Raw genomic sequence first — 20,843 nt, forward strand, 5'->3', positions numbered from 1 at the left:
TTGTATTGATGATTAGCATACTACTGTTGGCTTTTCAGTACAAACCGGTGCAAACTTGGGCAGCAAAAAAGGCCACCGCCTACCTGTCGAAAGAATTAGATACAAAAGTTGATATAAAAAGCCTTTACATCAGGCCATTTTCATACGTGGTGCTTGAGGGGCTTTATGTGCTCGATAAACAAAAGGACACGCTGCTGAGTACGCCCCGGCTAACAGTAGAGGTGAGCGGCTTTTCGGTTTTCAACAGCATCAAAAAACGCTATATTGATTTTACCTCGGTACAGTTGGATAACGGCTCTTTTTACCTGAAGAAACAGCGCGACAGTACAACCAACCTGCAATTTATTATTGATTACTTCAGCTCTGGCGATACCACTAAGAAAGCGAGCAAACCGTGGACGTTGAATTTTGAACGCATCGGTATTAATAATCTGCGGTTTAGGTATAAAAATCAATTACGAGATACGTTGGTAAAAGGCGTTAACTTTGATGATGTTGACGTAAAGGCGTTCAGTACCGTAGTGCGTAACCTCGATTTAAAAAATCACTTGTTCAAGGCATCGGTCAATAAACTTACGTTTAAGGAAAAAAGTGGATTCTACCTCAAGAATTTAACTGCCCAAACCACAGTTGATACTAATCAGATATTATTACAACAGCTTACGCTGCAAACACCCAATTCGTTTTTGCGCGATCACTTTAAAATGAGCTTCGACTCGTTTGATGATTTCAGCGATTTTGAACGCCGCGTAAATATGGATGGCGATTTTAAAAACGCGCATCTCTCCTCAAAAGATGTAGCTTACTTTACCAGCAGTTTAGATAAAACTCAATTTGAACTGGGTATAAACGGGCGCATACGGGGCCGGGTTGATAATTTGCGGGCTACCAACCTGCTGGTTACTGCCGGGCAAAGCACCTATGTAAAAGGTAATTTTAGGGTGAAGGGCCTGCCCGATTGGGAGAATACCTTCCTGGGGTTGGATATAGAACAGATCGCCACTAATAAAAAAGATCTGGACTATATATTGAAGCGCTTTACAGGCAGTAACAAGCAAATGATACCTGCTATTGTAAGCAAGTTTGGCAACGTAAACTTTAGCGGAAATTTCAGCGGCTTACAAAATGATTTTGTGGCGTATGGTACCTTTAAAACCAAGCTTGGCCGTTTTGATACGGATATTAACCTGAAAATAGGCAAGAACGGAGTACCATCTTACAGCGGCAAGCTTACTACCAACCAATTTGACCTGGGTACGTTGATTGATGACAAAACCATTGGCCGTACCTCTTTTACCGCGCAGGTTAAAGGTAGCGGCGATGAGCTCAAGAATTTGAATATCGCGGCCAATGCCAGGCTAAAGACTTTCCAGTTTAAAGGGTATACCTATAACAATGTATCGGTGGATGGTACGTTCAAGCGCCGTTTTATTGATGGGCTGGTTAAGATAAACGACCGTAACATCAAGCTCACGCTGGACGGAACACTTGACCTGAACCCGAAACTACCGGTTTATGATTTTACAGCTAATATTCAGAACGCTCACCTGAACAAGTTAAAGCTGATGAAGGACACTATTACGGTGAGCACCACACTCAACGCCGATTTTTCGGGTAATAATCTTGATAACATAAACGGTAATATATTTTTAACGGGTACAAGGCTGGTAAACCCGCGTACTAATTACGTGGTTGATTCGCTTTACCTGGCGGCAAGCGGCAGCGGCAGACAACGCTTGCTGGAGTTTCAATCCGACGCGGCGAACGGCAGTATTACCGGTAATTACAGCCTTTCAACACTGCCCGATTATTTTAAAACCATCGTTAAGAAGTATATCCCATCGTTAAAGACGGACATTAAGCCATTTAAACCACAGGATTTTGATTTCAATTTTAAACTGAAGGATGTTGATCCGCTGCTGGCTGTTTTTGTGCCGGGCTTAAAAATACCGGATCAGGGTACGCTGATCGGTAAATTCAATTCGGCAGAGCAGACCGCAACGCTTACGGGTTATATTAAAACCATCCAGTACAACAAGATCATCCTGCACGATCTGATTATTGACGAGAACACCGCGGCTCAGTATCTCAATGCCAACATAACCCTGAGTAAGGTTGACCTGAGCGATAGCTTGTATGTAAAGGATGTGAGTATTACCAATTTCCTGAATCGTGATAGTCTGAACTTCAACGTTAAATTATCTGATAAAAACGCAACCAACCAGCTTGATCTTTACGGTTTGGTAGAGTTTGGCCGGGATACCACCGCCAAGCTGAAGCTTTTGCCATCAGACGTTATACTTGACCGGGAGCAGTGGAAGTTAGAGGAGCAGGTGCGCATCAGGCTGCTGGATGGCAAAACTCAGATATCAAACTTTGAGCTGAGCAACGGCGAGCAGATGGTGACGGTTGACGGTTTTATATCAGACAAAACGGAAGATAAACTGAACGTTGTTTTCAAACAATTCCGGATGAGCACGCTCAACCCGCTGACCAAACCATCGGGCATTGCTTTAAGGGGTGCGCTTAACGGAGAGGTGATACTGTCCTCGTTACTTAAGGCGCCTGGTATGGATGCTGATCTGGGTATTGATACGCTGATGATGAATGCCACACAGGTTGGTAATGTAAAAATTATATCAAACCTGGATAATGAGCGTAAAAAAGCCATCGTAAGGCTGAATATACTTAACCGCGGCTTGGAAACCATGGATATCGAAGGTGCTTACTCTCTATTAAAGGATGATGAGAACGCGCTTGATTTTGATATTAACATGAACCAGACCGAGGCTATTATATTTACGCCTTTCATCAGCAACCTGGTATCAGACGTTAAGGGAACCATATCGACCAGTTTAAAACTTACGGGCTCATTGCAAAAACCATTGCTTAATGGCTTTGTCACCCTGAACAATACCGGGGTAACGGTGAACTACCTGAAAACGCCATATACCTTAAGCGACCGTTTGGATGTTGAAAATAGCGTGATCAAGATTGATAAGATGGTGCTGAAAGATAACCGTAAAGGGCAAGGCATTGTAAACGGTACGGTGGATTTGAACAATATATCCAACCCTACGCTGGATATTAAAATTGATGCAACCAACCTGCTGGCGCTAAACACTACTTTTAAAGATAATCACCTGTATTATGGTACCGCCTTTGGCAGCGGCGATTTTAGCTTTACCGGGCCTATTGATAACATGAAGATTGATATACGTGCTGCCACGCAGGCGGGCACGGTATTTAATATCCCACTTAATGCATCATCAACAGCAGCCGACTATGATTTTATCAGGTTTGTTAGCCACAGCGATACTGCCAAAAAAGAAGCGGAAGATATTTCCAAAAAATTCAATGGCGTAACGCTGAACTTTGACCTGAGCGCGGATGAAGGCACTACGGTTAAAATTGTTACCGATTATGGTAAACTTGAAGGTAATGGCGTAACGCGTAACCTGAAGCTTAATATTAATAGTTTAGGCGATTTTGAGATGTTTGGCGACTTCCTGATATCATCAGGTAAATTTGAGTTTACGGCCAAAAATTTCATTAGTAAAAACTTCCAGGTAAACCAGGGCGGTACCATCCGCTGGACGGGCGACCCGGCTAATGCCGAAATTAATCTGAATGCCGTTTATGAGGTACGTACCAACATTGCGCCTTTATACACCGCGGCTGGTTTTACATCCCCGCGTGGTAACCAGCAGGTGTTGGTGCAGGCGCAGCTGTTGTTATCTAAGTCGCTGTTATTACCGGCTATTGACTTTGACTTTACATTCCCTACCGAGCCTACTATTAAAGAGGATGTGGCAACCTACTTGTCAGATAATACCAACCGCAGCCAGCAGGCGCTGAGCATTATTGTTCGCCGTAGCTTTACAGCTGGTACCGGCGGTGGTAACCTTAACGAGCAGGTGTTGAGCACAGCGAGTGATGCCGTGAGCGAGTTTGCCTTTAACCAGCTGAACAGCTTTATAGCGCAATCAAACATCAAGAATATCGACTTAAACATCCGCTCTTTTAACGAGGCGAGTTTATCAGTAAGACTATTTAATGATAGGCTGATATTAAACGGAAGTTTGTTTACCAATACGGGCAGCAATAACCTGTTCTATAATAATACCAACCTTTTCAACGCCAACTTTAATAACCTGACGAAGGACTTTGAGGCGCTTTACCGTATCCGTAAGGATGGTAACCTTACCGCGCGTTACTCGTACAGGGTATTAAGCGGTACCGCATTAAGTACCTTTAACCCGCTGGATGTGCAGTATGTGAATGGTGTTGGTTTGGTATATCAGCGCGATTTTGATAGCGTAGGAGAGTTTTTACGTAATATATTCAGGCAGGGCAGGCGCCGTACAGCACCAACAACGCCTAATCCTATCAACCCAACTCCGGCGCAATCTCCAAAGCCAGCGGTTAACTACAAACTAAGGGATGATGACGATGATTAGTGATCGCGCATAATGGCGTGATCCATTTTATCGCGTTTAGTACGCAGGTAATGCTCGTTATGCTTGTTGGCAGGTATTTCAATAGGCACATTCTCTACCACCTCTAAACCATAGCCAATCAAACCCGCGCGTTTTTTAGGATTGTTGCTCATTAAGCGCATTTTGGTAATGCCCAGGCTGCGGATGATCTGCGCGCCAATACCGTAGTCGCGGTGATCCATCTTAAAGCCGAGCTCCAGGTTAGCCTCAACAGTGTCAAGCCCGTTCTCCTGCAAGTGATAGGCCTTTAATTTATTTACCAGGCCAATGCCACGGCCTTCCTGATTCATATAAACAATTACACCTTTGCCTTCGCGCTCAATCATTTCCATGGCTTTGTGCAGCTGCGGGCCGCAATCGCACCGGCATGATCCGAATATATCACCGGTTACGCATGAGCTGTGTACACGCACCAATATCGGCTCATCCGGCTCCCAGGTACCTTTTATCAAAGCCATGTGGTTTTCACCGGTATCTATCTGCGTATAGGCAATCATGTCAAAATCTCCCCATTGGGTAGGCATTTTAACGGCAATCTCTTTAGTAACCAAAGTTTCGGTACTCAGGCGATAAGCGATCAAATCCTTAATGGAGATGATCTTCATCTTGAACGCTTCAGCCATTTTCTCTAACTCCGGCAAGCGGGCCATCTCACCATCCTCGGTCATTATCTCACAAATAACACCGGCAGGCTCAAAGCCGGCCATCACAGCCAGATCAACCGTTGCTTCAGTGTGCCCTGCACGGCGTAATACACCACCATCCTTGGCAATCAGCGGGAAAATATGTCCGGGCCTGCCCAGGTCGGCAGCTTTTATGGTTGGATCAATCAGGGCTAAACAGGTTTTTGACCGGTCAGATGCTGATATACCCGTAGTACAACCATGCCCCAGCAAATCAACAGATACGGTGAAATTAGTTTCGTGCGAGGTAGTATTACGCGTCACCATCAGGTCGAGCTCCAGTTCCTGCGCGCGTTCGGCAGTAATAGGGGCGCAGATAAGTCCGCGGCCATAGCGGGCCATAAAATTTATGGCTTCGGGGGTAGCATTGCGTGCGGCAGTTAAAAAATCGCCCTCGTTTTCCCTGTCCTCATCATCAACAACTATAATTATTTCGCCATTTTTAAGTGCTTCAATGGCTTCGGGTATGGTGTTCAGCATCTTAGTCAGATCAGTGTACAGTAACAAAGTTACATTAAGGTAGCGGCAATCCGGTCGGTGTTGTGTAAAATAACTTTAAGCTGCCTTGCGCTTGAATATCCGGTTAAAAAAGCGTTTATAAGCTTCCATATCAAACAATGCAGAATCGGTAGCGGCTTTGTACGACAGGAACATGCCTATAGGCGAGAGTACGAATATGGCTATCCACATACCTATTGCAGGTGGTATGGCACCATCCTTAACACCCTTTTCACCAATGGTAGATATGATGTGATACAGCAGGAAGAAGATTACCGATATAACTACCGGCATGCCCAAACCACCCTTACGAATGATGGCTCCCAGCGGCGCGCCGATCAGGAACAAAACCAGGCAGGCTACTGAAAGCGTGAACTTTTTTTGATACTCCACCACCGAACGGCGTATGTTCTTCATGGTTTCCTTGGAATTCGTTTCGTTTTGCTTAAGCATATCCTGTATCGAACGAACCTCGCTTAACGCGGCGGATACGGTGCTTATCTGTTCGTTAATCTCCATCCCACCTAAAACCGAATTGTTTTTTGGCGTTACGGGCTGTTTAATTGATGTTGATTTTTTAGGCAGCGTGAAAAACTTTACATAGGGCGAAAGCATTTTATACGTTTGGGTAACCGTGCTATCTACCTGTTTTTCTGTTGAATCGCGGTAATGGCGCAATTGCTTCAGGTTCATCATCACGAATGCCGAACGAAATTCGTCTTGAGGTGTTCGTTTGAGATTGAGGCCCGAAATGTCGAATTTTATTTCGGTGCTTTGAAAGCGTACCCGCACAAATTTTTGCCTTGGGTCAAAGTTGGTTTCACTGCGTTTTTCTTCGTAGCGTATGCCATCCTTCAGTTTAAGCACCAGGAACTTATCTCCTGGCGACCGGTACATTACACCTTCTTTTGCCATAATAACGTTCATGTTGTTGGTCTGCTCGTCCTTTTGATAGATCATGATGTCATAAAGCGTTTGCCCGTCTTTGCCTTTACGCATTACGCGGGTGGCCGCACCGGGGAAGTTGGTGGTAAACACACCTTCCTGCAATAGCTTGGCTGATTTTTGCTGGCGTACATCGTACAGCAGCGAGTAGTACTTGAGGTTGGCCACCGGCAGCATGTAATCAGAGAAAACAAACGCGCTGATAGCCAATATAGCTACCACGATAAACATGGGAGCCATGGCGCGGCGCAGGGATATACCGGCAGATTTTATAGCCACCAGTTCATAATTTTCGCCAAGGGCTCCATACGTCATGATAGAGGATAGGAGTACCGATAGTGGCAGCGCCATAGCCACGTTGGTAGCCGAGGCATATAACATGAGCTCGGCAATAACGTACCACTCAAAGCCCTTGCCCACCAAATCATCAATATACTTAAACAGGAACAGCATCAGCAGTACGAACATTACAATAAGGAATGTTACCACAAATGGCCTGATGAACGATTTAAGTAATAGAAGGTGGATCTTTTTCACACTGCAAAAATAAGGAAATAAAATTCCGCAGGCGGGCGTACCTGTGCCTGTTGTGCAAAAGTAAACGTTATAAAAGGCTAAGTAGTATCGCGGTTGCTTATCAGGCGCCTAATACGCTTATCAGGTAATCAATCTGGTTATCCCAAATCAGGCGCCGCTCGGCAATTGAGTCCTCGGTGGCAAAATCAGTAATGGCCAGGGCCACGTCATTGGTCAGCTCATCCTGCACTACCTCAAGTTCAAAATAGTAAGGCTCATCATCGAGCCATTTAAAGCGCACAAGCTTGTTCTCTTTAGCGTTAACAAGTTTGGCACGTTGCTGTTCGTCGTCCCAGGTAAAGGTATAAATCTGATCGCGCACGTTAACATCATCGGCAAACCATTGCGAAAGGCCATTAGGTTCGCTTATAAAACTGTATAAAATTCTGGGTGATGATTTGATCTCATATTCCAGGTTGAATTTCTTCTTATCGGGCATAATCAGGGTTGTGACACAGTACTATAAAAGCGCTGGCAGTAAAAGTTGAACAATTTTTCTAAAGAAAACTATTTTCTGCTATATTTGCAAACCTTTTTACAAAGGCACACAATTAAAATAATCCGGCGGGGTAGCTCAGATGGTTAGAGCGTAGGATTCATAACCCTAAGGTCGGCAGTTCGATCCTGCTCCCCGCTACACTTAAAGATGAAGCAGTTACATTAAAATGTAGCTGCTTTTGTTTTTTCTAATAAACTATTTCTAAATAAGACACTTTTGCTTGGGCAATAAGCCAATTATTGTTACTCTATATTACGATATAAAAGTTATAATTCGTTTATTATATTAGTCTTTAGTAACCTTTTAAAAAGATAGTCACCTACAAGCTTGCTCACATGGATAGTAAGACTAAGCAACGAATTGCTGAATTTATTTGCGGAGACAACACAGAACAGTTTCCTATTTATCGAAGTTCCCAATATCTATCGAGATTTTTCAATGAAATAGGAATTAATGTAACACACGATGGTTCTACTCGTAAATGGTGGGTATTAAGTGTTATTAATGGTCTAAATGGTATAGATCTTCAGAAAGTGATTCTAAGATTAGTATCGCCAAAGCTGTATGGAGGGAATCGTGAGCAAATTAAATTAGCATTGTCGTCAATGAACGAAATTTTAGAGGTAGAATGTTTAAAGGTTGTTTTTGATGGGTTAGAACCGAAGCTTCGTAAACATACCCCAAATTATAATTTTGAACAGCCTATAAAAGAAAAGAAAGAAGAAGAACTTAAGCCTTTGCCTCCTCCAAATTGGGACGCATTGAACTTAGAATATGGCATAGCCGATATATTACAGAAGCGATGGGAAGAAGTTCAAAGGTGTATTGATGGCAAAGCCAATTTAAGTGCTCTTATTATGATGGGAAGTATGTTAGAGGGACTTCTATTAGGGGTAATGCAAAATCGACCACAAATAGCTAACACAGCTAAATCAACACCAAAGAAGGATGGGAAACCTAAACATTTTGCAGAGTGGAGCTTAAGTGAACTGATAGACGTAGCACATGATAATAAATGGATACATTTAGATGTAAAAAAGTTTAGTCATGCATTAAGAGAGTTTAGAAACTTAGTACATCCTTATCAACAACTTGTTCTTCAGACTTTTCCAGATATAGACACAATTAACATATCGTGGTTGGTTGTTCAGGCAGCATGCAATCATATCGCTGATTGGTTGAAAAGAAATCCCAAATAGGTGATTTTTTAGTTTAGGACAATTGCTAAAAAAGTTGAATCGTCACACTTTGAATGTAGTTGTAAAATAGTTAAGGCCACCCTACTTCCCCAACAACCGCTGATATTCACCTTCTCCTCCACCCATCGTGTTATTATTCAATTCTATACCGGCTTTTCTAAATGCCTGGATTAGCCGTTGGTCAAAGCCTTTAACATAGCTGGCAAAAGCCGTGGTGTCTTTTTCTTCGGGTATTTGGGTAAATGAGTCATTGGTTTTTGCAAAGCGGTGTAGTACCGCTGTGGTGCTGTCGTTGCCTTCTAATAATATGGAGTCGCCACGCGCGGTAATCTTGGCCGCGTAGGGTTTGGTGAGGTATATTATGGAGTCGTTCTTAATTTTGTAAGGCAGCTTAAAGCGGCCTACCTTCTGGTTGTAAAATACAACGTTTTGGGCGTCTATGTCAAATTCGGTATAGCCGTTCGCCATCGAAAAGCGGTGCCATTTACCAGTGATAGAAAGTTTTTCTTTATCGGTTGATTTTTTAGCCTGCTGGTTGCAGGCTGTAAGGAGCAGCAATGTTATGGCAGATAAATAGATGATAGCTCTCATATATAAATTAAAAAAAGCCTGCAGCCCGAATTACAGGGCCGCAGGTTGTAAATAGTTGTAGTTATTGTGCCCAAATGGTGCAGTTAATACTGCCGGCGGTGTTGCTGCCCCATGTTTCAGAAACCATAATAGCCGGAATGTTCAGCTGGCCAAGTGTGTAACCATAGCTTTGCCATTTGTTGTAGTGGTTGGCAAATGTAATTACACGGTTTGAGCCGGGCGTAACCTTGGTAACCCGCGAGCTGTAGATCTGCCTGAAGCCGTCGCCGCCGTCAATGTTTTTGCCGGTCATCCAGCGCGTCCAAACGTTGTAGCCTGCGCCGTCGCTGGTAAACGTACCCAAAAAGGTGCCGGTATGCGGCGACTCGGTGCCCCAGGTTTCGTTAACGTAGTACTCGTAATACGGGCTCCGGCTCCAGCCATACCAACCAAACGTGCCACCGCCCGAGTTGGAGTAACTACCCAGGTTGTAGCCAATTTTGTAAGTAGGCGAGCCAACGGAATAGCCTTTACCGCAGGTAAAGTTGCCGTTAAAGCCGCTCCAGTTCACGCTGTAGTTTCCGCCGCTTCCGTTGGCATAGTTAACGGTACCAGTTGCGCCGTCGCTTTTCCATAACGACCAAAAGAAGCCATTGTGCGTGCCCGATTGGTAGGTGTTGGTTTTAAGCCGGCTTTTGTCGACAGCGGCTTCGGCTTTAGGCTTCTCAACAGGTTTGGCCGAGTCTTTTTTACAGCCCGAAATTAAGGATGAGCAAACAAGCAACGCAATTGCAGTTGCAACGGCAACCTTCCCGGTCACCATTGGTGAAAAGTTTTGTTTTTTCATAATTTGGAGTAATTGATTAAAACGAAGGTAGCTGCCGGGCAGCCGCTGCAATGGCTGTAATGATTAAAAGTGTTGCACAAATGTTTACTTGGCGAGAAAAAATTACGCCATGTTAATTTGCTGTATAACAGATATTTGTAATTTTACAAAAATTCTTTTTAACTATTGATTTAACGTTTTACAACAATGGATTAGCCGCATTTTGGTTACAAACTCCCGCAATTAAGGTACAAGTAACAAGCTGCGTAATCCGACATTTGGATATCAAATAAATAAAAATGGAACATCAACAAGAAAACACGGGAGTGCAAAATAAAGCAGCTCAAAATGCAGCTGAAAAAGTTTGGTTTATAACCGGTTCGTCGCGCGGGTTTGGTCGTATTTGGGCAGAAGCTGCGCTTAAACGTGGCGATAAAGTGGCTGCTACCGCCCGCAAACTGGAAAGCATTGCCGACCTTAAAGAAAAATATGGCGACAATGTACTAACCTTAGCCTTAGACGTTACCAATGCTGAACAGGTAAAGGCATCTGTACAACAGGCACATGCGCATTTTGGCCGGTTAGATGTGGTTTTAAACAATGCGGCCTATTCGCTGGTTGGTACGATTGAGGAGGCTGGTGCGGATGAGATCCGTGCGCTTTACGAAACCAATGTAATTGGTCCGGTATCGGTTATACAGGCTGCACTGCCCTTGCTGCGCGAACAAGGCGGCGGGCATATCATCGGCACATCAAGCAACGTTGGGCAGATCACCTTCCCGGTCATTGGTTATTATTGTTCAACAAAGTGGGCGTTCGAAGCCATACATGAAAGCCTTGCTGCCGAGGTTAAACAATTTGGCGTAAAGGTTACCCTTATTGAGCCGGGCGCTTACGCTACAGAATTCGGCACGCCCGAATCGTTAAAATTTACGCAGAACCTTGATGTGTATGCGGATTTTAAACAGGAATTTTTCAGCCAGTTAGGCAGCATGGAAAAAGGCGACCCTAACGCAACTGCTGATGCAGTATTGCAAATAGTAGATGCAGAAAACCCGCCCTTACGCTTCTTTTTAGGTAGCCATTGCCTGCCCGGCGTGCGAGCCGCATACAGCGAGCGGCTTAAAACCTGGGAAGAATGGGCGGATGTTTCAAGCGCCGCCCAGGGCAACGCGAAATAATCGGTTTATTATGACTTATGGATAACCGATATTGATATCGGTTATCCTATTTTCAAGGTGAGATATGAAAAGAGAAGAGAACGGTCCGCATAAAATGCAATCATTAACCGAGGCACACCAGGCCTTTGGTTTGCCCAAGCCGCTGCATCCGCTTATCAGTTTGCTTAATGGTGCCCATCGGCCGGTTGATCCGTTCAGGCATCATGTGCTGGGGTTTTACAAAATATCATACAAACCAAAGGTAACCGGCAGGTTAAGGTACGGCCAAAGTTATTATGATTTTGATGAGGGTGGCTTATTGTTCGCTTCGCCTGGTCAGGTAATAGGTAATAATAATCATGATGCCAGTGTGTGTTCTGCTTACACATTACTTATCCATCCCGATTTCTTTTTAGGCTATCCGTTGGCTAAAAACATCAAGCAATTCGGCTTTTTCTCTTATGCAACCAATGAGGCACTACACCTCTCAGAAGAGGAGAAGAACATGATCATCGGTATTTTCAGCATGATCGAGACCGAATTGAACAGCCGTATTGACGATTTTAGCCAGGATGTGGTTATTTCACAAATTGAATTGCTGCTCAACTACGCTAATCGTTTTTATAAGCGACAGTTCATTACACGCAAGGCTGTCAATCATGATCTGCTGCAGAAGCTGGAAGATGTGTTGAATGGATATTTTAACGATGAAACCGCTTTAAGCCGCGGATTGCCAACAGTGGCCTATGTGGCGGAACACCTGAATGTATCGCCAAGTTATTTGAGTGATATGCTTCGCACACTGATCGGACAAAATGCGCAGCAATATATACATGAAAAGCTGATTGAGCGGGCTAAAGAAAAACTGTCGACTACTAATCTGTCGGTAAGCGAGGTGGCTTATGCTTTAGGGTTTGAGCATTCGCAATCTTTCAGCAGGTTATTTAAAACCAAAACTAATTTATCGCCGCTGGAGTTCAGGCGGTCGTTTAATTAAAATAAAACAAGAACGCCCTTAAATATAATTCAAGGGCGTCTTGTTGTTAAATACTACTATGGTTTACCATATATCTGGATAGCCTTGCTTAGCTGGTCCTCGGTACGGTGATATTCTTCGGGGCACGATTGCGGGTCGGTTATCTTAAATTCACCCTGGTCGTTTATCTGCATGTGAAATCTCTTTTTTTCGCCGTTATGCGTAACATAAACCTGGAATAGCTGCAGGCGCTGTATGTTCATCGTGTTAAAATCGAACGTAGCCCCGTCAGCTTCAACCGTAAAATTCTTCATGTGGTAAAGATACAATGGTATTTTACACCGCCCCGAAAAACTTAATTAAAGTACCGGATAAACCTGTCCGGTTTGCGCGCCCAACACACTTTTTACATAGGCTTGCGCTACCCGGTGCATGCTCACTGGAATCTGCCCTTTAAAAAACGGAAAATATTCTGGCGACTCTTCAACCACGGTTGGCGCAACGGTATTGATGCGTACGCCATTTTCCAATTCGATGGCGGCTGCTTTAACAAAGGAATCTAAGGCGCCGTTAACAGCACTTACGGCCGAACCTAAAACAATAGGATCATGCGCCATGCTGCCTGAGGTAAGCGTGAACGAGCCTTTTGGGTTAATGTAATGCTGGCCTATCAGCACCAGGTTTACCTGGCCAAGCAGTTTACTGTCAATACCAACCCTAAAATCAGCGTCCGTCATTTGCGCAAGCGGACCGAAGTGGCCATCGCCTGCGGTACTGATAAGCGCGTCGAACTGACCGACTTGTTCAAACAGCGCTTTGATCGAATTTAGGTCAGTGATGTTCACCTGGTAATCGCCGCTTTTTGAGCCTACCTTTATAATTTCGTTATCTGCTTCGAGCGCTTTAACCACATGTTTGCCAATGGTTCCGGATGCGCCAATAATGATGATTTTCATTCGTTTTTTATTTTGATTTGCTACAAAATTATTTCAATGCTTTACTTTTGTCAAGTAGTTACCTTTTTGTCAACTAATGACAAGTGGGTAAGGTTTGTTTTAAAATGGCCGTAACAAAGGAAAAAAACGAAATAAATTATCACAGCGCTGAAGAGTGTCCCATAACTGCGACTATAGATGTGATCGGCGGCAAGTGGAAACCCCCGATTATATGGCTGTTGCTTAAAGGACCGCTGCGTTTTGGCGAGCTGCATAAAATCATACCCGGCATGGCGCTTAAGGTTTTATCGCGACAGCTAAAGGAATTGGAAGCCGACGGTATCATTATCCGTAAGGCGTACCCCGAGGTGCCTCCAAGGGTAGAGTACCGCCTCAGTGAAAAGGGGGAGACGTTGAGAGAGGTGATATTTTTATTATCAGACTGGAGCCGGAAGCATATCATTAATGCATAGTAGCATTGCTTAAAAGTGCAATGCTACTATAGCATATACTACTTACTCGCCTTAATTTCTCCGCCCTTTGAGCAATTGCTTGAGGTCCAGTTACCTGATAAGGAAGCGGCGCTTCCGTTTAACGTGATCACCATGTCATTACAAGGCGTAAGCCCATTAGGATTCTCAAACTCGTAAGGTGTAGCTACATTAAGCGTTATGCGGTCGCCCACCAGCTTGCCGGCAAACCTGCGCTTTTGACGTGAACTGTTAGGACGGGTTATTTCAAACTGACCCCGTATTACATCGCCGCATTGGTTAAGGTTTAGGGCTAGTGTCCATGGGCCGCCTTCCGAGTCGGGGTTGGTCATGCTGCCATTATAGGTTCCATCATAATCACGTTTAGCCTTAAAGTATACCAATGTGGAGTTATCAGCAGTTATTGCATCCCCTTCGTTTACGTAAACGAATTTACCTTGCATCAATACCTGCAACAACTGCTCGGTTGTCGCCGTCGGATTGTTCTTAACCAGTTGTCGGCCCACGGCATTATTATGCAAGTCCATTTTTTTGGCGTATGTGTCGCCTGCTTCTGATTCATGCGCGGTAGCCATTTTCTCAGCAAAGGCATTGTCAATATTTTTTGCCATCAAAACATTCCAATATGCGTGGCGTATAGCATCGGCCTTGTTGTCCTCAAAACCGGCATCCTTGTCGCATGGGTAATTATCCTGAGCTGCTTTGCCTGCAGGTACTACTGTTTTATATGCTTTATAGCTTTTTGTTGGATTTAATATAACTACCTTCCATTCTTCAGGCGTTAGTTTTTGCGCGATGTTAGTTATACCGGTGGTTTCCAGTTGGCGGTTTGCCAGGCTCGAAGTTTTGCCGTATTTAAAATAGTTAAATAGCTTTCGGCCAAGTGCTGCTTCATCGTTTTTTAAACCAGGCTCAGCACCGGTTATCTTTTCGTAAGCGGCTATAACCTGTTCAATAGTTGGCAGCGGGCTTACCGTTTTAAGTTCGGCCTCGGTAACGGGGCCATCAGGTAAAGTTGTAGGGTCATCGGTTGATTTTTTACTGCACGAGAAAAAAACGAACAATAAAAGGAGAACAGCTTTGCAGGATAGATTTTTCATAACTGATGTTTTGCTTAGGTTAGATGTTTTAATAAGCGAAACAAATATTATAAATTCTCTATGCTTAGGCTTAATTATATGTCGTTAAAGTTATAAAATACCGATTTTTAGGTAGACTGATCTACCCATTTTTGCATCACATTAATAATGCTTTTCAGTTCATCGGCTTGTATAATGTAAGGTGGCATCAGGTATAAAACATTGCCAATTGGCCGCAGCCAAACGCCCTTATCCATCGCGAAAGCCTTAAAGCCGTTAAGCATAGCAGCATCCTTAAATTCAATTACGCCTATCGCGCCTATGCTTCGTTTATCTGCTATAAAGGGCGAATTGATGGTATCGAACTCCTGATTGATGATGGTATTGATCTGTTTAATTTTGCTCAGATAATCTTCCTGTTCAAATAGTTCAATACTTTTTAGCGCCACCGTACAGGTGAGTGCATTGGCCATAAAGGTGGGACCATGCATCAGTGCCTTTTCATAGCTTTCACCTAAAAAGCTGTGGTAGACTGCATCGGTGCTCAACGTGGCGGCATGCCCCATGTAACCGGCAGTAAGCGCTTTGCCAACCACCATAATATCCGGCGTTACACCTGCATGTTCGGCGGCGAATAGTTTGCCGGTACGGCCGAAGCCTGTAGCTACTTCATCAAATATCAGCAACACATTATACTTGTTGCATAGTTCACGGGCAGCCCGCAGGTACAAAGGTGAGTAAATATGGAAGCCCCCGGCGCACTGTACGATAGGCTCAACAATAAAAGCGGCTATGTTTTCGCTATTGCTGATGAGTAAATGCTCCAACTGATCAATGGCCGGCTGCACAAGATCCGCTGGTGCATCAAAACCACCTTCAGGGATCTCCACAATAAAATCCCGGTGCAACACGTCAGCAAAAGCGTGGCTAAAATCAGAATCATCACTTACTTCCATGGCCTTAAAGGTGTCGCCATGGTAGCCGTTTTTAAGTGATACAATTTTAGTTTTCCCCTGGTAGCCTAAGTTTTTCCAATATTGAATGGCAGTTTTAAGCGCTACTTCAACGCCAATGGATCCACTATCCGAGAAAAAAACATGGTTGAGCCCCGCAGGTGTGATACGAACCAAAGCTTCTGCAAGCTGCAGCGCAGGCTCGTGCGTTAACCCGCCCAACATTACATGCGCAAATTTACCAGCCTGTTCGGCCAAAGCAGTATTTAGTACCGGGTGATTGTACCCATGTATAACCGACCACCATGAAGATATACCGTCAATAAGTTTGCGGCCATCTTCCAGTTCCATCATCACACCGTGGCCAGCTACCATTTTTGGCAGGCGATTGGCATGTTTCATTTGCGTATAAGGGTACCAAAGCATAAAGCAAATATACGTGTGCAATGGCGTTGCCCGGTCTTAATTCTCCGTTTGCTTTTTTGGCTGTTTAAACAGGCCGTCCTCGTTTATTGATATAGTGCTGCCACTATCGTCGCTAACGGTAGCGGTATATTGCTGTTTGGTTGCTTCGATGCTCAATCTATTGGTTTTGCCGGATACATTATACTCAGTATCCATTATACCAAGACCGTCAAGGTTGGTCGCGAAAACGTTGTGTAGTTTAAAGTATTCCTGCTGCCTGTAGTATACCAGCCACAGGTATTGCTTTTGCAGATCGGTATAAGGTACGGCAAAGTTAATACCGGCATAGGTAGCCTTTTTGGTAAACAATAAATAACCCCAACGCTCCGGGTAATGCATGCTGATCAGTCCGGGGGCAGACCACACCCAGTTACGTTCCGGCAGATTTTTGCCTTGTGCATCCTTCAGTTTAACATACTTGCCGTTTACTACTTTGGTGTCCCACTCCACCCGCGAAAAGTTGATGCGCCATAAGCTTCCTTCAGCAGGTGTGCCGGTATTAAATCCAAACATGATAGATTTAAGGGGTATAGCAAATTCAACCGTCCAGCCTTTGTCGGTATCTTTAGGATTGTTCAGCGTGCCTTGCAATTTCACAGCCGAGCGCATGCCGGGTGTATCCCAACTGATTAGTGCATTACCACCGTGGCGGTAGGCCTTTGGTAAAAACAAATCGAATATTTTATTAAGCTGGTTAACCTCTATCTCAAAGTAGTTGCGGCCATTATTATCCGGATCAACAAAAAGCTCAAAATCATTGTCCTGAAAAATAATATCATCATGATGGGTGAGGTAAGCCCAAAGATTTGGCTCATCCATTTTTACCGCGATGTACAGGTTGCTATCGTCCCAAAGCATTTTAAGCTGGGTGTTGTATTGGGGTTTGGGCTTTGCATCACCCTCAATATCCGCAAAGCTGCTGGTCCATTTGGCTTGGTCCCAAATTTTATCGTTTATATCACCATCAATAACCGGGGCTTTAGCAGTATGGGTTACAATGTAATGCTCGGGAGTTGTAAACAAATGAGCCAGATTGCCAAAAGCAGACTGGCAATATGCCGGTACTGCCGTAGTAACCATAATAGCGGCGCCGATAAAATATTTAAGCATCCTTAAATATAGGTAAATCAATTTTGCAATCGATAATTTAAAATTTTACACTTCCCAATTAATTAAATGTTAAATCGGCATATATTGTTAGTTAAATGTCAAAAGGGCACTAAATAGGTGCTGTTGATGCTAAAGGGCAGTAATAGGGGGCTACATTAGCGTAATGGAGGCAAATTTTGCAGGGATAAAGTCGGGTTTGGTCAGGCTTGTCATTTACGGGGCATTAATTTTCGGCGTAGCCGAGTTCATTCGTTGGGATGCCATGTTAGTGCACGGCCAGGAGTCAAAGTTTGGCGAAGACTCTTACACCGAGCTTGGCCAAAGTGTGTTGTTATTGATAGCGGCGGGTATTTACATTAGTGTTTTTGCAAGATATAAGCAATTTAAAGCGCTTGCTTTCTTCCTATTCTCCTTTTCTACCGCATCGTTCATCCGCGAGCAGGATTCATTTTTGGATGACCATATATTTGATGGCGCATGGCAAGCCGGCGTGTTTAGCCTGTTCGCATTTATGGTATATTACCTATGGCGGCATCGGTACCAGTTTTTGCACAATATTGCGTTGTTTGTGCATACCCAAGCCTTTGGGGTTTTTATAACCGGATTTTTAACTACTTACGTGTTTTCGAGGTTGTATGGGCGGGGCAAATTTTGGCAGGAGATAATGGAAGACCGTTATTTTCGTGCCGTAAAGAATGCGTCAGAAGAGTGTACCGAGCTTTTTGGATACACCATATTAGCTATTGCCGCGGTTGAATTTTTCCTGTTTGTTAAAAGGCAAGCGAAGGCTTTGCCAACGGGTAGCTCGTACGGTAAAATTACTAAGCCATCGGCTGCTACCATTCTACAATAACGGCTAATTTACTGCCATTGCCAAAAATGCTTAATTAAACGTTAGTATTGTTTAAGCGAGGCCACTTGTTTGACGTAATTTTGATGTAACCAATTATAAAAATACGTCTGATGAGAAAGTTGTTACGTTTCATTTTAATTTTATTATGCTTTAGCCCGGCTGCATGGGCTCAGCAAGGATATAAGCCATCCGAATCAAATCTTAAGGCACGCGAGCATTTTAAGGATATGAAGTTCGGTTTGTTCATCCACTGGGGCATCTACAGTACGCTCGGTGACGGTGAGTGGGTAATGGATACCCGCAAAATTCCGTATAATGATTACAAGCGTTTAGCTGATTTTTTCAACCCGCAAGCCTTTAATGCCAAAGAGTGGGTTGATCTGGCAAAAAGGGCGGGTATGAAATATATTACAGTAACATCCCGGCACCATGATGGCTTCAGTATGTTTGATACCAAGCAATCTGACTATAACATCGTAAAAGCTACTCCTTATAAAAGAGATCCGATGAAGGAACTGGCCGAAGAATGTCAGAAGCAGGGAATTGAACTTCGCTTTTATTATTCTCTGCTGGATTGGGGCCGTGCCGATTACGCTTTTAAAAGCCCAATTGTTAATGGTGTGCCAGAGAAGGGCGACTGGAACAGTTACATCAATTTTATGAAAGCGCAGCTTACCGAGCTGATTACCAATTACCCTGGCGTGAAAGGCATTTGGTTTGACGGGCATTGGGATCGCAAGAACGCGAACTGGCATTACGATGAAATATACGGTTTGATACATAAGTTAGGGCCTGATATTATGATAGGGAATAACCACCACCTGGCGCCTATTCCGGGCGAGGACTTTCAGGCTTTTGAAAAGGACCTGCCGGGCAACAACAAAACCGGCTTTAGCGGCGATGCTAAAATAGGCGACCTACCGCTTGAAACCTGCGAAACCATGAACGGGAGCTGGGGCTTTAACATTAATGACAGGAATTATAAGTCGGTAAAGGAGCTGGTACATTACCTGGTAAACGCTGCCGGTTTAGACGCTAATTTTTTATTGAATGTCGGCCCGATGCCTAACGGCAAAATACAACCGGAATTTGTAGATACCCTTGGTAAAATAGGGGCCTGGATTGATAAAAATGGAGAAACCATTTACGGTACACGCGGCTATTTGGTAAAAGCGCAAGCATGGGGCACCGTAACGGCTAAGGGTAAAACTGTTTACGCCCACGTGCTTAACCCGGTTAAGGATGGCAACCAGATAGTGATACCCGATTTTAAATTTAAACCAAAAAGTGTAACCGCTTTTAATGGCGGCGCTAAATTGAAATACAAGAAAGATAAAAGCGGACTGATAGTTTATATAGATCAGCTGCCTGCTGATGAGATTGACAGAATAGTGAAGATCACTTACTAAACACAGTACTACCGGTAAAACAAAAGGCTGCTTTATTTAAAGCAGCCTTTTGTTTTGTAAGATACCGTTGAAGCTTATGCTTCTTCCATGCTCTCGCCGGTTACGGTTTCTTTTATCTTGTTTTCCAGTTCTTCCATTAGTTCCGGGTTGTCCAATATCAGTTGTTTAACCGCGTCTCGGCCCTGTCCCAGGCGGGTTTCGCCATAGCTGAACCATGAACCTGCTTTTTTGATGATGTTATAATCAACACCAAGGTCAATGATCTCGCCTGATTTGGAGATACCCTCGCCAAACATAATATCAAACTCAGCTATACGGAATGGTGGGGCAACCTTGTTCTTCACGATCTTGATCTTAACGCGGTTTCCTGATACCTCGTCGGTATCCTTAATTTGTGATATACGGCGTACATCCAAACGTACCGACGCGTAGAATTTAAGCGCATTACCGCCGGTTGTGGTTTCAGGGTTACCAAACATTACGCCTATCTTATCGCGCAACTGGTTGATGAAGATACAGCAGCATCCGGTTTTGCTGATGGTACCGGTGAGCTTACGCAGCGCCTGAGACATTAAGCGCGCCTGCAAACCCATTTTTGAGTCGCCCATTTCGCCCTCGATCTCGGCCTTTGGCACCAGCGCGGCAACCGAGTCAATTACCAGGATATCAATAGCGCCTGAGCGGATCAGGTTATCGGCAATCTCTAACGCCTGCTCACCATTATCCGGTTGTGATATTAAAAGGTTCTCAACATCAACACCCAGTTTTTTTGCATAAAATTTATCAAAGGCGTGCTCCGCATCAATAAACGCTGCAATGCCACCTTTTTTTTGTGCTTCGGCAATTGCGTGTATGGCCAAAGTTGTTTTACCTGACGATTCAGGTCCATATATCTCAATTATTCTGCCTTTTGGCAAACCGCCAACACCTAAAGCTATATCCAGGCCTATTGAACCGGTTGATATTACTTCGGTTGGTTCAACAACGGTGTCGCCCAGTTTCATGATGGTGCCTTTTCCGTATGATTTTTCCAGCTTATCAAGCGTAAGCTGTAGTGCCTTCAATTTATCTGCGTTGCTCATCTTAAATTTATATGTAACAAATATAAAACTTTAAT

General features: G+C 44.0%; 18 protein-coding genes and 1 tRNA gene. 8 read left to right on the plus strand and 11 right to left on the minus strand.

The features are described 5' to 3' along the window. Window positions 1-8 precede the first annotated feature (8 nt). A complete protein-coding gene (locus LT679_RS18000) occupies window positions 9-4,460 on the plus strand; it encodes a translocation/assembly module TamB domain-containing protein (RefSeq protein WP_232179073.1) in 4,452 nt (1,483 codons plus the stop codon). Here the strand turns inward: LT679_RS18000 and LT679_RS18005 are convergent. From LT679_RS18005 to LT679_RS18015, 3 genes are all read right to left on the minus strand, one after another. Further along, a complete protein-coding gene (locus LT679_RS18005; protein ID WP_232179074.1) occupies window positions 4,457-5,662 on the minus strand; it encodes a bifunctional 3,4-dihydroxy-2-butanone-4-phosphate synthase/GTP cyclohydrolase II in 1,206 nt (401 codons plus the stop codon). The genes LT679_RS18000 and LT679_RS18005 overlap by 4 nt on opposite strands. A gap of 75 nt (window positions 5,663-5,737) precedes the next feature. Next, entirely contained in the window at window positions 5,738-7,162 is a 1,425-nt protein-coding gene (locus LT679_RS18010) for an LptF/LptG family permease (protein ID WP_232179075.1), read from the minus strand. A gap of 100 nt (window positions 7,163-7,262) precedes the next feature. Further along, a complete protein-coding gene (locus tag LT679_RS18015; protein WP_232179076.1) occupies window positions 7,263-7,640 on the minus strand; it encodes an START-like domain-containing protein in 378 nt (125 codons plus the stop codon). Between the two features lie 124 nt (window positions 7,641-7,764). Here LT679_RS18015 and LT679_RS18020 point away from each other — a divergent pair. After that, window positions 7,765-7,838: transfer RNA gene (locus LT679_RS18020), tRNA-Met, on the plus strand. Between the two features lie 197 nt (window positions 7,839-8,035). After that, complete coding sequence (locus LT679_RS18025; protein WP_232179077.1) at window positions 8,036-8,899, plus strand: hypothetical protein; 864 nt, start codon at window positions 8,036-8,038, stop codon at window positions 8,897-8,899. Window positions 8,900-8,980: 81 nt separating this feature from the next. Here the strand turns inward: LT679_RS18025 and LT679_RS18030 are convergent, their stop codons facing one another. Next, window positions 8,981-9,490, minus strand: a complete 510-nt coding sequence (locus LT679_RS18030) for a hypothetical protein (protein WP_232179078.1) — start codon at window positions 9,488-9,490, stop codon at window positions 8,981-8,983. Window positions 9,491-9,551: 61 nt separating this feature from the next. Then, a complete protein-coding gene (locus tag LT679_RS18035; protein WP_232179079.1) occupies window positions 9,552-10,316 on the minus strand; it encodes a glycoside hydrolase family 11 protein in 765 nt (254 codons plus the stop codon). Window positions 10,317-10,594: 278 nt separating this feature from the next. Here LT679_RS18035 and LT679_RS18040 point away from each other — a divergent pair, with 278 nt between their 5' ends. Together LT679_RS18040 and LT679_RS18045 are read left to right on the plus strand one after the other, a co-directional pair. After that, the gene (locus tag LT679_RS18040; protein WP_232179080.1) at window positions 10,595-11,476 is read left to right on the plus strand and encodes an SDR family NAD(P)-dependent oxidoreductase; all 882 of its coding nucleotides are present in this window, start codon (window positions 10,595-10,597) and stop codon (window positions 11,474-11,476) included. 64 nt (window positions 11,477-11,540) lie between these two features. Next, entirely contained in the window at window positions 11,541-12,452 is a 912-nt protein-coding gene (locus tag LT679_RS18045; RefSeq protein ID WP_232179081.1) for a helix-turn-helix domain-containing protein, read from the plus strand. A gap of 56 nt (window positions 12,453-12,508) precedes the next feature. On the opposite strand, the gene LT679_RS18050 is transcribed toward LT679_RS18045, so the two are convergent. After that, window positions 12,509-12,745 (minus strand): hypothetical protein, encoded by a 237-nt coding sequence (locus LT679_RS18050; RefSeq protein WP_232179082.1) that lies wholly within the window; start codon window positions 12,743-12,745, stop codon window positions 12,509-12,511. A gap of 45 nt (window positions 12,746-12,790) precedes the next feature. Then, a complete protein-coding gene (locus tag LT679_RS18055; protein ID WP_232179083.1) occupies window positions 12,791-13,387 on the minus strand; it encodes a short chain dehydrogenase in 597 nt (198 codons plus the stop codon). A 104-nt stretch (window positions 13,388-13,491) separates the two neighbouring features. On the opposite strand from LT679_RS18055, the gene LT679_RS18060 reads away from it, so the two are divergent. Next, window positions 13,492-13,839: a winged helix-turn-helix transcriptional regulator gene (locus LT679_RS18060; RefSeq protein WP_232179084.1), complete on the plus strand. Its 348-nt coding sequence runs from the start codon at window positions 13,492-13,494 to the stop codon at window positions 13,837-13,839. 38 nt (window positions 13,840-13,877) lie between these two features. Here LT679_RS18060 and LT679_RS18065 read toward each other — a convergent pair whose 3' ends face one another. The 3 genes from LT679_RS18065 to LT679_RS18075 form a co-directional block, all read right to left on the minus strand. Beyond that, the gene (locus LT679_RS18065; RefSeq protein WP_232179085.1) at window positions 13,878-14,957 is read right to left on the minus strand and encodes a DUF6973 domain-containing protein; all 1,080 of its coding nucleotides are present in this window, start codon (window positions 14,955-14,957) and stop codon (window positions 13,878-13,880) included. A 107-nt stretch (window positions 14,958-15,064) separates the two neighbouring features. Further along, the gene (bioA, locus tag LT679_RS18070) at window positions 15,065-16,315 is read right to left on the minus strand and encodes an adenosylmethionine--8-amino-7-oxononanoate transaminase (RefSeq protein WP_232179086.1); all 1,251 of its coding nucleotides are present in this window, start codon (window positions 16,313-16,315) and stop codon (window positions 15,065-15,067) included. A 36-nt stretch (window positions 16,316-16,351) separates the two neighbouring features. Beyond that, window positions 16,352-17,464: a carbohydrate-binding family 9-like protein gene (locus LT679_RS18075; protein ID WP_232179087.1), complete on the minus strand. Its 1,113-nt coding sequence runs from the start codon at window positions 17,462-17,464 to the stop codon at window positions 16,352-16,354. 163 nt (window positions 17,465-17,627) lie between these two features. Between LT679_RS18075 and LT679_RS18080 the strand changes: the two genes are divergently transcribed. Together LT679_RS18080 and LT679_RS18085 are read left to right on the plus strand one after the other, a co-directional pair. Beyond that, window positions 17,628-18,317, plus strand: coding sequence for a hypothetical protein (locus LT679_RS18080; protein WP_232179088.1), 690 nt, complete (start codon window positions 17,628-17,630; stop codon window positions 18,315-18,317). A 110-nt stretch (window positions 18,318-18,427) separates the two neighbouring features. Beyond that, the gene (locus LT679_RS18085) at window positions 18,428-19,726 is read left to right on the plus strand and encodes an alpha-L-fucosidase (RefSeq protein ID WP_232179089.1); all 1,299 of its coding nucleotides are present in this window, start codon (window positions 18,428-18,430) and stop codon (window positions 19,724-19,726) included. Window positions 19,727-19,800: 74 nt separating this feature from the next. Here the strand turns inward: LT679_RS18085 and recA are convergent, their stop codons facing one another. Further along, complete coding sequence (gene recA / locus LT679_RS18090) at window positions 19,801-20,808, minus strand: recombinase RecA (RefSeq protein ID WP_232179090.1); 1,008 nt, start codon at window positions 20,806-20,808, stop codon at window positions 19,801-19,803. Between the last annotated feature and the right edge of the window lie 35 nt (window positions 20,809-20,843).

The sequence above is a fragment of the Mucilaginibacter roseus genome, from assembly GCF_021215455.1.
Taxonomy (GTDB): domain Bacteria; phylum Bacteroidota; class Bacteroidia; order Sphingobacteriales; family Sphingobacteriaceae; genus Mucilaginibacter; species Mucilaginibacter roseus.